Source organism: Rheinheimera marina (assembly GCF_042654345.1).
Lineage (GTDB): Bacteria > Pseudomonadota > Gammaproteobacteria > Enterobacterales > Alteromonadaceae > Pararheinheimera > Pararheinheimera marina.
In genome coordinates this window covers 37,421-51,884 of the sequence record NZ_JBHSGB010000003.1, presented here as the reverse complement: position 1 = coordinate 51,884, position 14,464 = coordinate 37,421, and the positions used below count along the sequence as shown (strand labels likewise).

The following is a 14,464-nucleotide window of genomic DNA, read 5'->3' as shown; positions in this document are numbered from 1 at the left end:
ATTTTCTGCAGCTTGCTCTCGCGGTTTGATTGATACATACCGAATTTCTTATTCGTATTACTGCGTCAATGACGTCTAATTGACGTCTGACTTGTGGTTTAGGAAAGTATTGATTTTCTGTTTCAAAAACATCCAATGATGATGATTCCATTTCCCTTCGTGAGGCAAGATCGAAAAGTGATCAGCATCGGGCCAGAGCTCTAGCTCATAATTTTTCGGCGCATTCTCAAAGTAGCGTCTGGCTTGGTTCACGTGGACTGTTTCGTCTTTTTCACCATGGATGATCAGGGTGCGAACTGATGGGTCACAAAGCTGAGCTGGATCACAGGAGTGATATCGCTCTGGCCAATCTGAGGCAGAACCTCCCATTAATCGTAAAATTTGTTCTGGCTGAGACAGGTCTTCCGGGTGTGTCAGGCTGAGAACACCACCAACAGATATCGCGTTATGGATCAGCAGTGGGTTTGATGCGAACAACGGGCTGGTGACAGGTATTTGCCGTCTGCTCGCCGCCCACATGGCAAGACAGCCACCAGCTGAGTGGCCGATCACGGATATATTATGCATGTCTAATGCATATGCTTCGGCAAATAGCCGCAGCGAATCGACGGCTGATGCGACATCAGCAAACACACTCGGCCATGGGGCTTTGATATTGGCTCCGACACTATCCATGCGTCGATATTCTATATTCCAAACCGACCAACCAGCAGCAACAAGCTCTGGTATCAGCATGGAGGTGGCGTAGCTGTTTAAGTCATGGTTGTCTTTCCAATAGCCGCCATGAATGAGGATGATAACTGGGGACAAGCCATTCAGTTGTCTTTGTTGCTTGGGTAAATAGAGATCAACAAAATGTTCCGATCCGATACCATAATGGATCCTGATTGACGTTAATTTCTCATCCAAGTGAACTACAGACACAGTCTAAACTCCTAATGGTATGACAGCTGTATAGCCAGTGGCATATAGCATGAAACTCTGGTTAAAAAAACTATCCCCATTGGGTGAAGAGGATATAAAGTCGTCTGAAGCTGATTAATTGCTGTCCAAATGTGAAATTTTTCTTATTCGGTACAATGCTAATCAGAATATCCGATATAATGGTATAATAGCGCAATAGGTGAACGTTTAGCGATAGAAGGAAGCACCATGCCTCTGAGCATTAAACAGATTGTGACAAAGAAAAAATTGTCTGAAAAAGTCGAAGAAGAATTAGAGCAGATGATCCGGCGTGGCGAGCTGGCTGAAGGTGAAGCACTGCCGTCCGAACGGGATCTGATGGAAGCATTCGGGGTAGGGCGTCCTTCAATTCGTGATGCATTATCTGCGCTGGCCCGCAAAGGCCTAGTCCGCATTGCCAGCGGTGAGCGGACCCGGGTAACCCGTCCTTCGGCTGACACCATCATTTCTGAACTGTCTGGCATGTCAAAAGACTTCCTGGCGCAACCCAATGGTCTGCAGTACTTTGACCAACTTCGTAAATTCTTTGAATCAAGTTTGGTGCGATACGCCGCTGAGTATGCGACTGACGAGCAAATTGCGGAGTTGGAAAAGGCGTTAAAACTCAATCAAAACGCTATCAGCAATAACCCTGTCTTCAAAAAGACGGATATCTATTTTCATCGCGTAATTGCCTCTATCCCAGGTAATCCATTGTTTTTGGCAATACATCAGGCGCTGGTGGACTGGGTCATCGTCTCCCGGCCTGATCCGATAAATACCGAAGAATTGAATATGCGTAGCTTTGAAGATCACGCGGCTATCGTCGAGTGCATTAAAAAGCGTGATGTCGAAGGCGCGGATAGAGCATTAAGCCAACACGTCGATTACGTGTTCGACAAGATTTACGGTAGCTAATCACCACAACTGCTCTGACGCGATCGCCAGGTCGCGTTACTTTTCTGTTTTTTTCTTCTGTTCCGACATTCTGACTAGAATTCACCCAATCATAGTGGTATAACAGGTATACAGTATGATTGATTGGTGGATGCAATGCGAAAATTCTTAGTGCTACTTGTGGGAGTGTGGTTACTCATCAGCTCTCCCCAAGTGCTCGCCAGTAATTTTTTAGAATGGAAAAACGACCAGGCCAGTACTTTACAAAATGTGTTTGTCGGAGCTGGCGCCAGTCTTGCTCAGCAACAAGAACAGATGGTTTTGCTGCCGGGTCTACATTCGCAACCGCAACAGATGCTATACCTGCTGGATGGTAAAACAGTACAGCCGGTGATATTGCCTGACAATAAAGCGGTCAGACCTTATGCCGCATCAGTGGTATATCAGAATCAAATTATTCTGATTGGCGGGAAAATAGATGGTGTGAATACATCTATGGTGAATCGGCTACAGGTCTTGGCTGATGCTCTTTCCGTCAGTTCTACTGCTTTACCTGACTTACCAGAGGTTCCGGCTCAGCTCGCAGCATTAGTATTCAAAGACCATTTATATGTTCTGTTTAAATCGGCTGACAAACTGCGTTTTTTAAAACTGGTTTTGGCTGAAGAGCAGAAATCCGGCTGGGTAGAGCTGGCGGCGCCAAGCATTCAAGACACTAAAGACATTACTCTTGCAGTTCAGCACGATGGGCGTGGCAATAAGCTTTATGCCCATTTGAATGCGCAGCAATCGTCTACTTGGGTTTATGATTTGAGTCTGCAGAACGCTGAATGGTCAGTACTAAAAACGCTCAATGAACCGCAGGTCATTATCAAAAGTCTATATCCGTTAGGCCAAGCACATTTACTAGCTGTATCTGAGAAAGGCGCAACTTTTCACTACAACACCATTACCCGGTCTTGGGCTTCTTATGAACAGGCTGAGCCACTAAAAGGCACAATCCTGGCGGATTTGTGGGCTCATCAGACATTAACTTATTTGACCTATGAAGACGGTGATATTCGCCTTAACAAAGCTGTTATCGCAGGAAATGGCCACGAATTTGGCTGGTTAAATATGCTGGTGCTCACGCTTTATTTGGTTGGGGTTGTCTTGCTTGGCCTCTACTTTATGAAGAAAAACAATGACACCAATGATTTCTTCCGTGGGGGACAATCCATTCCCTGGTGGGCGGCGGCTTGCTCTATTTACGCCACAATGCTGAGCTCTCTCACTTATATGGCGTTGCCGGCCATTGTTTATCAAACTGATTGGGTTTTATTAATCGGGATTTTAACGATTGTCGCGGTTGCACCCATCGCCGTGTATGTTGCAGTGCCGTTTTTTCGTCAAATCGATGCGACCAGCGCTTACGAGTATTTATCTAAACGATTTAACATGGTGGTCCGACTCTTCGCCAGTGCACTCTTTACCCTATTTCATTTGAGCCGGATGGGGGTTGTGATGGCGCTGACCGCACTGGCTCTTGCTGCTGTCACACCTTTGACAGCCTCTGAAAGTGTGTTGTTGATGGGCGTGCTGTGCTTGCTGTACTGCACTCTTGGCGGCATTGAAGCGGTGATTTGGACCGATACTCTGCAAACGGTGATTTTGTTATTGGGTGCTGTGGTTTGTTTTGTTGTGCTGGTGTCAGGAGTTGACGGAGGCTTAGCGGAATTTGTCACTGTAGGGTTCTCTGATAACAAGTTTACGTTATTTGATGCAGATTTTAGTGCGAACAGTATTACGACCCTGTCCTTGTGGGTGATTGTCCTCGGTGGCATTGGCCAAAACCTTTCGAGCTATACAGCAGATCAGGCCATTGTGCAGCGCTACATGGTTACCCCTGATCCTGCCGCCGCAAAAAAATCAATTTGGACCAATGCGATTATCGCGGCCCCTGCCTCTGTCCTGTTTTTTTGCATCGGCACTGGCTTGTATTTGTTTTATCAGGCACATCCAGAACAGTTAGATCCGACCAAACAAATTGACCAGATCTTCCCAACCTTTATCGCAACTCAACTACCTGCAGGCCTTGCCGGGTTGATTGTCGCGGGTATTTTTGCCGCCGCACAGTCGACGGTTTCGACCAGTATCAATTCCATCGCGACAACCCTGGTGACAGATTTCGTAAGACCGTTTAATTGGGTGAAGACTGAAAAAGGTTACATGCGCACGGCTCAGTGGCTGACATTTATCATCGGTGTGCTCGGAACTTTAGTGGGATTGATATTTATTGACCCGGCAATTCGCTCTTTGATGGATACCTACTTTGTCATTATTGGCATGTTTATGGGGGCTTTGGGCGGGTTGTTTGTATTAGGTGTTGTGACTCAGCGCGCAAATACAAGTGGCGCAGTGGTCGGCTTGACCGTCGGTGTTGCCATTATGGTGCTGTGCTGGAAGTTCAATCTGGCGAACGGCTACTTGTACTGCACTATTGGCATCGTTTCCTGCGTCGTCATTGGCTACTTATCGAGCCTGGTTTTCAAAGGGCCAAACAAAGATTTAACTGGTTTGACCCTGTTTACGATGCAAACAGAAAAATCAGAGTTATCAGGTGTTTCTGACACACAGCAGCAATCTTCGGCGAGGCAGGTATGACATTTAAAAATACAGAGTTGGAACAACAATTATTAGCAACACTGGACCAGAGTCTGATTGTGTCCTGTCAGCCCGTCCCGGATAGCCCGATGGACCGTGACGATATTGTCCTTGCGATGGCGCTGGCCGCTGTTGCCGGTGGCGCCAAAGGTCTGCGAATTGAAGGGGCAAAACGAGTCCGTTTGGTGGCTCAGCACTGCCAGGTGCCGATTGTTGGCATCATTAAGCGCGACCTGACAGAGAGTCCGGTCCGGATCACCCCTTATCTGGAAGATGTGAAGGCGCTGGCAGATGCAGGGGCAGTGATTATTGCCTTTGATGGCACAGACCGGGTACGGCCTGTGGCGGCTCCTCGTTTGTTAGCCTCTATCCATCAACTTGGTTGTATTGCGATGGCTGATTGCGCTGATGTTGCCACAGGCGTCGCGTTAGCAGCGCAAGGCTGCACTTTTATCGGCACGACATTGTCAGGTTATCTGGGAGAACATACGCCGGCGGAACCAGATTTTGAGCTGGTGCGAGAGTTATCAGCTAAGGGCTTACATGTCATTGCCGAAGGCCGCTATAACTCTCCGCAACTTGCTGCGCAAGCGATTGAGTTGGGGGCGATGTCCGTGACTGTGGGGTCGGCCGTGACCCGCATAGAACATATCACCGGCTGGTTTGCCCAAAGTGTGGAAAGCGTATCACGATGACTAGCACCACAATCGCCATCGATGTTGGTGGCACCAAGATTTCCGCACTATTGATTCAAGATGGAGCAGTCATTGAGCGTCGTAAAGTTGATTCGGTGATCCATAGCAATCTGCATGGCTTGGCGGAGTGTTTGTATCAACTTTGCTCCGGATGGGTGGAACAGGCAGATCACCTGGCGATAGCCTGCACCGGACAGGTTCAACGGGAAGTAGTTGGTTTTTTGTCTGCAAAACAACAACTTCCACTGCAGCAACAGCTGCGCCAATTGTTTAAGTTACCATTAACTATCATTAATGACGCCGCGGCAGCCGCCTTTGCAGAGTTTGTAACGCTAAAAAGAAAGGGGTTCTTTTCCAACAAAACAGAATCCCTAGTCTATATCACGGTGTCAACGGGGGTTGGTGGCGGCATCATGCAAAATGGCCAACTGGTGCAGAGCGATGACGGATTTTGTGCGCATCTTGGCCATGTGACTGTGCCACATGATGGAGAGCCGGTTCGTTGTCATTGTGGTCGCGATAATTGCGTGGAAGCCCTCGCTTCAGGCACTGCGATAGCAAAGCGGGCGAGCTTGTTGCTCGGTCGTCCTGTCTCGACCGCTGAGGTATTTGTCTTGCGCGACCACGAGCCGGCGCTGGAGAAACTTTTAGATGAAGCAGCAACAGCGCTGACCTCTCTAATTGCCAATGCGAAGGCGTGGACCGGCTGCCAGTATGTTGTGGTGGGCGGTAGTGTTGGTGTCTCTGCGCTATTCCATTTAGTGCAACAAAAGCTGTCAAAACTGCCGCCTATTTACCAGGTTACTTTACTAAAGCCAGATGATGGAAGTGATGCAGATGCTTGGGGTGTGTATTGGTATTCACAATGTGAACAGGAACTGGCTGATTTACAGCATTAAAGCTGCAATGCTTGAGAGAGCGTAATCCGAGAGAAAGAAATGCAAATAGTACTTTGTGATGATGCTGACCACGCGGCGCGTGAAGCGGCAAAATGGGTGCAGGCCTTACTGGTGCAAAAAAAGCGACCGGTGCTTGGGCTTGCGACAGGCACCACACCGATTTGCCTTTATCAGCAGCTGATCAGGCTTTATCAGCAAAAGCAGATTAGTTTTGCAAGCTGCACGACCTTTAATCTGGATGAGTACTTTGATATTGCGCCAGAGCATCCACAAAGTTATCGCAGTTTTATGCAACATCAGTTGTTTAACCATGTTGATATCGACCGGCAAAATACTCATTTGCCGGTATGTTTTGACGGGCAGAATCCACGTCGGGTTGGTCTGGAGTATGAACAACGAATTGCGGCAGCCGGAGGCATTGACTTGCAAATCCTCGGCATTGGCAGTAACGGTCATATTGGTTTTAACGAACCAACGTCCAGCCTGGCGTCACGGACCCGCTTAAAGACACTGACCGCGCAAACCCTCAGTGATAACAGCCGGTTATTTGTACCGGGAGAAATACAGCCAACCATGGCGATGACGATGGGGATTGCAACCATTATGGATGCTCGTTATGTCCTTTTAATCGCGACGGGAAAAGCCAAGGCTGAAGCAGTCAGACAAATGGTGTGCGGCCCTGTATCTGCCTATTGTCCTGCCTCAATTCTGCAAATGCATGAACACGCCATTGTGGTGCTAGATAAAGATGCAGCCTCGCTTATCGCTGAGCAGCAATATTTACGGGTCGCAGAGAAGGAAAATCAACGGATGATTGAAATGTATGGCCTACAGTTTATTGCCGATCGTGAAGTTTGATAAGTTCCGGAAGCGCTGAGTATCGTTGTGAAAGGGGGCGCCTACCAGTTTAGTCAGTGTTCTTAAAAAGCTGACTGAGTGCTCCTCTGGTGAATACATACCGTGTATGCTCGCCAGCTGTTACTCCTGTGCTCAAACTATCGTCCAGCTATTTGTATAGATCATTTAAATCTTCGCTTTGTGCCAAAAGCAGAAACTCACTTAAATTCGATTAAATCAACACTTTTTACTGATAGCGGACATTGCTAAAACTGAATGCTCCACGGTTCTCTAAAATTTCAAGACATTCACGCATTGTCAGAACGTGAATACACCGTACACTATCCATTTTTTGTTTCAGCTGATTGCCAGTTATCAGGTCAGAACGAAGTGGCCAAGATTAGTTGACCACTGGACCACTGAAAAGTAATGAAGCGTTAATTGACGCCTTATAAGTCTGATTGGTAAGTATTGCAGGTCGTCTATTTATCAGTTACTCCGTGTTTTCTTGACTCTCCAGCATCACCACAAAGCAGCCGTGATCATTGATTAGCCATGTTAAATTCATCTGATGGAGCTCTATGATTTTGCGAACAACAGACAGGCCAAGACCCGAGCCGGCGATGTCCTGATGCACTGTGGCGCGGAAAAAACGTTCACCCAACCGGTCAATTTCAGGCATTGAATCTTTAGACAATTGATTGGTGATGGTCAGTTTGCTGTCTGTGAGTGTTGAATAATACTCCACCACCACCACGCTATTTGGGCAGGCATATTTTGCGGCATTATCCAGCAAATTGCGTAACACACATTGGAACAACGCCGGTTCTACAGTTATCGTCGCCTCAGCACTCACCCGGATATCCCAACTGACGTTGTCTAAATGCTTGCTCTCAATCTGCCCCATCGCATCCGAAATCAGCCCGAGCAGGGATATTTGTTTTTTCTCCGGATGACTGAGATGCTCAAGTTTCTGCATTTCCATCAATTGAAACACCAGATGGGACAGCCGTTTTGTGCTTTTTTGAATCGCTTGGTTGGCCAGTTGGACCTCATCAGCCGACTGCGCTTTGGCTAAGTTATCCGTGTGCAGCTGCAGAATGCTTAGCGGCGTGCGAAGTTCATGCGAGGCATCGGCGATAAAGCGTTTTTCTTTGCTGATGTAAGATTTGAGCTCCGCCAACAAGGTATTCACCGCATGCTGAAAAGGATGTAATTCCCGGGGAAGTTCCATCTGCAAAGGTTTTAAATCTGCTGGATCTGTGCCAGCAAGTTTTGCTGACAATTCGTTGATTGGTCTTGTGCCCCAATAGACGGTCAGCCACACCAATATAAAAATCGGGATCACAGCGAAGCTGAGTGGAACTAGCTGATCGATGGTCAGATGAAAGCTCAGTTCACCCCGGACATCCTCCCGCTGTGCAGTGAAAACCCAGACCTCTAAATCTTGCGCATATAAACTAAAGCCAACCCACTCATACCCATCGAAATTCACCACATGATAACCTGCGTCCATCGGTTGCAGTGGATGTGTACCGGCATTGGCAGAACGCAGCAATAATTTGCCGTCCTGGCTCCAGACCTGGACAGCAATTTTACTCTCATATTTATGCCCTTCCGGGTGACGCTCCTGCGCGGATGTGCGTTCTATACCATCTTCGATGATCCGCGGGACTTCAATCACATTGTCAAATGCCGGTTTTATCGATGAACTTTCAACTAAAAGGTGTCGCACCAGTCGGGCATATTGGGCAAGCTGGGCATCAAACAACTCATCTAATTCGTGATGTGCACTGTAAAAAGTACTCACGCCGGTCACGATCATCAACAGCAAAATCACGCCGTTAATGCTCAGAAGCAGCATGCGCCGCAAACTTTTAATTTTCATCGTGATTCTTCAGTGTGTAGCCAAAACCACGGATTGTTTTAATCACATAAGTGGCTGTTTTCTTTCGAATGTTGTGAATATGAACTTCCAGTGAGTTGCCCTCGTTGTCACTATTCCAGCCGGTGTTGATTTCCTCCAAATGCTGTTTGGAGACAATTTTGCCCTGATGCAACATCAGCTCTTTGAGTAGCAAAAACTCACGGCTGGTCAGGTGGACCGGTTTATCTTGAAAGGTGCAGCTATGTCGCTGGATGTCTAACAGTAGCTCATGGCTCACCAGAATATCCTGATGCCTTTGCTGATGCCGCCTCAGAATCACCCGCAGACGTGCTTCAATCTCTCTGACATCACAGGGTTTAAGCACATAATCATCAGCCCCTGCATCCAGCGCTTCGATTTTAGTTTCCAGATGGTCCCAGGCGGTTAAAACCAGAATGGGCAGCGCTTGCTGGCTGGCTCTCAGTGTTCTGATCACCGGTAATGCCAAGCCGTCTGGTAAACCAAGGTCCAGGATCATCACATCAAAACTGCTGCTTTGCGCCGCTTGCAGTGCCTGCTTGCCGGAGAGACAATGCTCCACGCGATAATGCAAGCGCTCCAGGGCGACTATAAGCCCCTGTGCCAATAATTGATCATCTTCAACCAACAGAATACGCATAGAGCAAGCTCCGTTTTACCAAAGGATAATCAACCACACGGATACCGCAGCGACCAGCATGGTTAATACTGCGGCTGAGCCGATATCTTTGGCTTTGCCGCTAAGCTCGTGATAGTCAGGTCCAATCCTGTCGACCACAGCCTCAAGCCCGGTATTCAGAAGCTCCACAACCAACACTAAAAACAAGGTTAATACCAGCAAAGCCCTTTCCATTGCGCTGACGTCGACCCAAAGGGCAAAAGGCAGCAATACGACTAGCGCCATCAGCTCTTGTCTGATGGCAGCTTCAGAGCGCCAACTGCTGATAAATCCCTGTTTTGAATAATTGGCAGCACTGATAAGCCTGCGCCAGCCCTGATGATGATTTTTCATATTTCTGCCTCCATTTATTCTATGTTAAATCACCAGCCTTAAGGGAATCTTAAGTTTGGCTATTTACGCTACCTGTAGTTGTGATAAAAGGACGACATGAATGCAGCAAGGTGTGTTTAGTAGGTTAATGAGCGCTTCCATCTGGGGGCCCTATGTTCATCTGGTTCGGATGATTTGGATTGGAATACTCACGCTAAGTCTTAGCCGCTTTGCCTTGGTGCTCTGGCAATATGAGCGGGTGGAGCCAACGCAGTCATTCGGGATGATCATGCTGCAAGGGATTCGGGCCGACTTTATTCTGATGTGCTTATTGGCTGCTATCCCGGTGTTACTGTCGCTGTTTCTGGCTTGGCCGCCGCTCAAACGCAGTTGGTTCCGTTTTACCTATGGCTGGAGTCTCGTGGCTTTAATTGCCGTTGTCTTTCTTGAACTTTCCACGCCGTCATTTTTATTGCAATACGACATCAGGCCTAACCGTCTTTACGTTGAATACCTGAAATACCCCAAAGAAGTGTTTTCGACGTTGTGGCATGGGTTCAGAGTACCCTTACTCCTTGGGATTGCGTTCACCGTAGGTCTGGCTCTGCTGTTTCGGCGTTTATTGCGCGTTGCTGATGCGGATCTGCAGTTATGGCCGGTCAAACTGCATACATTAATCTGGCCCTTGGCGGTCTTTATCGTTTTTGCCGGGATCCGTTCGACCACCCAGCATCGCCCCGCCAATCCGGCTATGTTTGCTATCACCGGGGATGCCATGGTCAATTCACTGGTGATCAACTCTGGCTATTCAGTGTTGTATGCCATCTACAGCCTTAAGCATGAAGCCCGAAGCACTGAAGTCTATGGTAAATTGCCAGAAGATGTGATGATTGCCCAAACACGCGACTGGCCATGGCTGAAAGCCTACCAGTACAACAATCCGGATTATCCGACATTGCACTGGCAGCAAGCGCAAGTGAGCCGGCAAAAGCCACTGAATGTCGTTATTGTGCTGCAAGAAAGCTTAGGGGCGACTTTTGTTGGCTCGCTCGGTGGTGTACCAGTTACTCCACATCTAGAAAAACTGAAAACCGAAGGGATTTGGTTTAATAATTTATACGCCACCGGAACTCGTTCCGTCAGAGGCATCGAAGCGGTGGTCGCGGGTTTTATGCCAACGCCGGCCCAGAGTGTGGTGAAACTTTCCAATAGTCAGCAAGGCTTTACCACGCTGGCATCGGTATTACAGCAGCAAGGTTATCAGACGCAGTTTGTTTATGGCGGGGAAGCCCATTTTGACAATATGCGCAGTTTCTTTACCGGTAATGGTTTTAGCGATATCGTCGATTTCCGGCGGATTAAAGCTCCGCAATTTGTTGGCAGTTGGGGTGCCAGTGATGAGGATTTGTTTAATACTGCACATCAACAATTAATGCAGATGCATGCCAAAGGCCAGCCATTTTTCAGTCTGATTTTCACTTCCACCAACCATGAACCCTTTGAGTTTCCGGATGCACGGATTGAATTGCACGAAGAGCCCAAGGCAACGGCAAACAACGCAGTTAAATATGCAGATTGGGCGATGGGACAATTTTTTGATAAAGCGAAAGCGAGCGCCTATTGGCAGGACACGATATTTTTGGTCGTGGCGGACCATGACAACAGGGTGTATGGCAGTAATTTGATCCCGGTTGATAAATTTCATATTCCCGCGCTCATCCTCGGTGGCCAGGTAAAACCCAATGTGATAGAGCCGCTTGCCAGTCAAATCGATTTGGCGCCCACCTTGCTTAGTTTGGCTGGCGTTTCCGCTTGTCATCCTATGGATGGCAGGGACTTTGTCGCGGATCCAGTAAGCCCAGGACGCGCGCTCATTCAGTTCGATAATCTGTTCGCCTTGATGACAGACGAAGACTTAACCATTTTACGGCCAAATGACACGGCGCTGATTGGTCATTACGATAAGATAACGCGTCAGCTAAACCTCAAATCTGGCGCAGCTGACGAGTCGAAACAACAAAAGGCGTTAGCCCATGTGCAGCTGCCGTCTTACCTGTATCGGGAGCGTAAATACAGCAGCGCGGCTGAGTGTCAGCCTACTCAGTAGTAAACCGGGAGATTATTTTGTTTGCGACAAACTGCGGCTAAATAAATGTTCAACTTAAGTCAATCTTAAGTATCACTCTTTAGGCTGCATGTATCTGAACAGAAAATAATGTCAGGACATGCAGCAACAACAAATCCGCAACCTGTTAAACCTTGTGATCATCCCAACCGGATTGTTTGCTGTTGGTTTTGGCATCTTTTATAGTGCTCAGCTCGATTTTGTGCTGGCTTCTGCCATTTTTGAACTCGAAGGCGGCCAATGGCGCTTAACAAACCATTGGCTGTTCAGTGAAGTGCTGCATAGCGGCAGCCGTCTGCTTAACAACATCATCCTCGCTAATTTGCTGGGTTTTTGGCTTTACCAGCAATTGTCCGGTAAGACCCACTCAGAACGCACCATCGCACTGACCAAACTGGTGGTCAGTTTACTGCTGAGCTTTTCGGTCGTTGCTCTGTTAAAGCGTCTGCTGCCGGCCGAATGCCCGTGGGACCTGCAACAATTTGGTGGCGACTTACCATTTATTGGCGTATTTGCGCAAAGGCCCGCCGATATGCATCCAACCCAGTGTTTCCCAGCCGGACACGCCAGTGTCGGTTACGCTTGGGTTGCCTTGTACTTTTACTTTTTACCAGTGAACGCAAAAAAGGCCCGCATCGGCCTGACTACCGGTTTACTGCTCGGCTTATTACTGGGCGTTACGCAGCAGCTACGCGGCGCGCATTTTTTCTCGCACGATCTGACCACGCTCTGGCTCTGCTGGGTGGTCAGTAGTCTGGTCTATCTGATCTATCCAAATCGCATGACTCAAGCATCTGAAACATCTCAGGAACAGCATTATGTTTAAATACTTTAGCCGCTATTATTCCAGCCTGGTCGTCGCGGATAGCCAGCGCCCGGCACAGAGCTGGCATCCGTTCTTGCTATTGCTGGTTGCTGCTGCAAGCATGACTCTGATGCTCAACGGCCCATTTTTTAGTGCATTACAAACAAATATTCCGGGTCAGGCCGGTTTGCAATTCACCCTGATGTTTCTGGTGTTTCTGCTCAATCTGATGTTGCTGCTATTGATTGCACACGGTCGGATGCTCAAGCCGGTGGTGTTGTTGTTATTTTTTGCCGGTAGTCTGAGCCTCTACTTTAATCAGGCTTTTGGCGTGCTTATCGATAAAGATATGCTGCAAAACGCGATTGAAACCGACCCGGCAGAGGCCCGTGGGTTGCTCAGCGGCGGCCTGGTGTTGCATTTGCTGCAGTGGATGTTGTTTCCGACATTGCTGGTAAGTGTAGTGCGTGTGCAACGATTAGCGCGCAGGATGTATTGGCAGCATTTGTTGGTTGCTGGCCTGCTGTTTACCGTCACACTGACTGCAGTAAGCGCAACTCAATATGCGGAGCTTGCTTCTTTTTTTCGAAATTTCAGAGCGGTAAAACATCTGGCGTTGCCGGTCAGCCCGGTTATTGCCGGTGTCTCTCTGGCTGCGAAATCTGTCAAAGCACAAGTGCCGCAGGAATTTCATGTGCTGGCCAGCGATGCGATGCGTCAGCAGCCAACTGGCCGACCAAAGCTATTGGTACTGGTCGTGGGAGAAACAGCCCGAGCCGATCATTTCCAACTCAATGGTTATCCAAGGCCTACCAACCCTTTGCTCAGTAAACTCCCGGTGCTGAGTTTTACCAAGGTGAGTTCATGCGGGACCGCTACCGCACACTCTGTCCCCTGTATGTTTTCCGTGATGACCCACGACAACTACGTCGAAGCGACGGCAAAAACCAGCAGTAATGTTTTGGATATCCTGCAAGCGACCGGCGTTGCGGCAAGTTGGTTCGACAATAATTCAGGCTGTAAAGGTGCCTGCGACCGGATCCCATCAGAGTTCTTGTTTCAACAGCCTGACCCCCGCTGTAAAGACGGCCAATGCCTTGATGATGTCCTATTAGATGCGCTGGCGCGTGCACTGAAGACGAAGACCGATGGGGATCGCATTATTGTGATCCATCAATTGGGCAGTCATGGCCCCGAGTACTTCAAACGCAGCGCCGGCGCAGATAAAGTTTTTGTGCCGGAATGCGAGGACAAACAGCTTCAGCTCTGCGACCGTGCTGAAATCATCAATGCCTACGACAATAGTATCGTGGCTACCGACCGGTTACTGGCGACTATTATCGCTCAGTTGCAGCAGCAGGAAGATTACAATGCTGCCATGCTCTATATGTCGGATCACGGCGAGTCACTCGGTGAAAACGGCGTGTATTTGCACGGGTTGCCTTACTTTATGGCACCTGAAGAACAAACTCACATACCGTTAGTCTGGTGGATGAGCAGTGGTTATCAGGCCATCAGCAAATTGAATGCCGATTGTTTGGCGCAATCCCGTGACAAATCGCTCAGCCATGATCATCTGTTTCACAGCCTGCTTGGTGTTTTTTTGGTCCAAACCAGTCTTTACCAGCCATCGCTTGATATGTTCAGCGGCTGCAAGATCAGCGATTAGCAAGGACAGATAGCATGGCAGCACTCAATCAACGGCGGTGGGATATGACAATCGG

General features: G+C 48.4%; 12 protein-coding genes. 8 read left to right on the top strand and 4 right to left on the bottom strand.

The window, feature by feature from the left end; translation table 11 throughout:
* Nucleotides 1–75: 75 nt before the first annotated feature.
* A complete protein-coding gene (locus ACFO3I_RS03235; protein ID WP_377331705.1) occupies nucleotides 76–924 on the bottom strand; it encodes an alpha/beta hydrolase family protein in 849 nt (282 codons plus the stop codon).
* Nucleotides 925–1,152: 228 nt separating this feature from the next.
* Here ACFO3I_RS03235 and ACFO3I_RS03230 point away from each other — a divergent pair, with 228 nt between their 5' ends.
* From ACFO3I_RS03230 to nagB, 5 genes are all read left to right on the top strand, one after another.
* The gene (locus tag ACFO3I_RS03230; RefSeq protein ID WP_377331703.1) at nucleotides 1,153–1,860 is read left to right on the top strand and encodes a transcriptional regulator NanR; all 708 of its coding nucleotides are present in this window, start codon (nucleotides 1,153–1,155) and stop codon (nucleotides 1,858–1,860) included.
* Nucleotides 1,861–1,995: 135 nt separating this feature from the next.
* Nucleotides 1,996–4,482: a sodium:solute symporter family protein gene (locus ACFO3I_RS03225; protein WP_377331702.1), complete on the top strand. Its 2,487-nt coding sequence runs from the start codon at nucleotides 1,996–1,998 to the stop codon at nucleotides 4,480–4,482.
* Nucleotides 4,479–5,177, top strand: a complete 699-nt coding sequence (locus ACFO3I_RS03220; RefSeq protein WP_377331701.1) for an N-acetylmannosamine-6-phosphate 2-epimerase — start codon at nucleotides 4,479–4,481, stop codon at nucleotides 5,175–5,177. Before ACFO3I_RS03225 ends, ACFO3I_RS03220 begins: the two co-directional genes overlap by 4 nt.
* Entirely contained in the window at nucleotides 5,174–6,076 is a 903-nt protein-coding gene (locus tag ACFO3I_RS03215) for an ROK family protein (RefSeq protein ID WP_377331700.1), read from the top strand. Before ACFO3I_RS03220 ends, ACFO3I_RS03215 begins: the two co-directional genes overlap by 4 nt.
* 39 nt (nucleotides 6,077–6,115) lie before the next feature.
* Entirely contained in the window at nucleotides 6,116–6,934 is an 819-nt protein-coding gene (gene nagB / locus ACFO3I_RS03210; RefSeq protein WP_377331698.1) for a glucosamine-6-phosphate deaminase, read from the top strand.
* A 472-nt stretch (nucleotides 6,935–7,406) separates the two neighbouring features.
* Here nagB and ACFO3I_RS03205 read toward each other — a convergent pair whose 3' ends face one another.
* From ACFO3I_RS03205 to ACFO3I_RS03195, 3 genes are read right to left on the bottom strand one after another with little or no spacing between them, the layout of a single operon-like run.
* Nucleotides 7,407–8,801: a histidine kinase dimerization/phospho-acceptor domain-containing protein gene (locus ACFO3I_RS03205; RefSeq protein ID WP_377331696.1), complete on the bottom strand. Its 1,395-nt coding sequence runs from the start codon at nucleotides 8,799–8,801 to the stop codon at nucleotides 7,407–7,409.
* The gene (locus tag ACFO3I_RS03200) at nucleotides 8,791–9,459 is read right to left on the bottom strand and encodes a response regulator (RefSeq protein ID WP_377331695.1); all 669 of its coding nucleotides are present in this window, start codon (nucleotides 9,457–9,459) and stop codon (nucleotides 8,791–8,793) included. The genes ACFO3I_RS03205 and ACFO3I_RS03200 overlap by 11 nt, the downstream gene beginning before the upstream one ends.
* 15 nt (nucleotides 9,460–9,474) lie before the next feature.
* Entirely contained in the window at nucleotides 9,475–9,831 is a 357-nt protein-coding gene (locus ACFO3I_RS03195; RefSeq protein ID WP_377331694.1) for a diacylglycerol kinase, read from the bottom strand.
* A 268-nt stretch (nucleotides 9,832–10,099) separates the two neighbouring features.
* Between ACFO3I_RS03195 and ACFO3I_RS03190 the strand changes: the two genes are divergently transcribed.
* The 3 genes from ACFO3I_RS03190 to ACFO3I_RS03180 all read left to right on the top strand — a co-directional run bounded on the left by ACFO3I_RS03190 (nucleotide 10,100) and on the right by ACFO3I_RS03180 (nucleotide 14,409).
* Nucleotides 10,100–11,917, top strand: coding sequence for an LTA synthase family protein (locus ACFO3I_RS03190; RefSeq protein ID WP_377331693.1), 1,818 nt, complete (start codon nucleotides 10,100–10,102; stop codon nucleotides 11,915–11,917).
* 118 nt (nucleotides 11,918–12,035) lie between these two features.
* Nucleotides 12,036–12,761, top strand: a complete 726-nt coding sequence (locus tag ACFO3I_RS03185) for a phosphatase PAP2 family protein (RefSeq protein WP_377331692.1) — start codon at nucleotides 12,036–12,038, stop codon at nucleotides 12,759–12,761.
* Entirely contained in the window at nucleotides 12,754–14,409 is a 1,656-nt protein-coding gene (locus ACFO3I_RS03180) for a phosphoethanolamine transferase (RefSeq protein WP_377331690.1), read from the top strand. Before ACFO3I_RS03185 ends, ACFO3I_RS03180 begins: the two co-directional genes overlap by 8 nt.
* Nucleotides 14,410–14,464 lie beyond the last annotated feature (55 nt).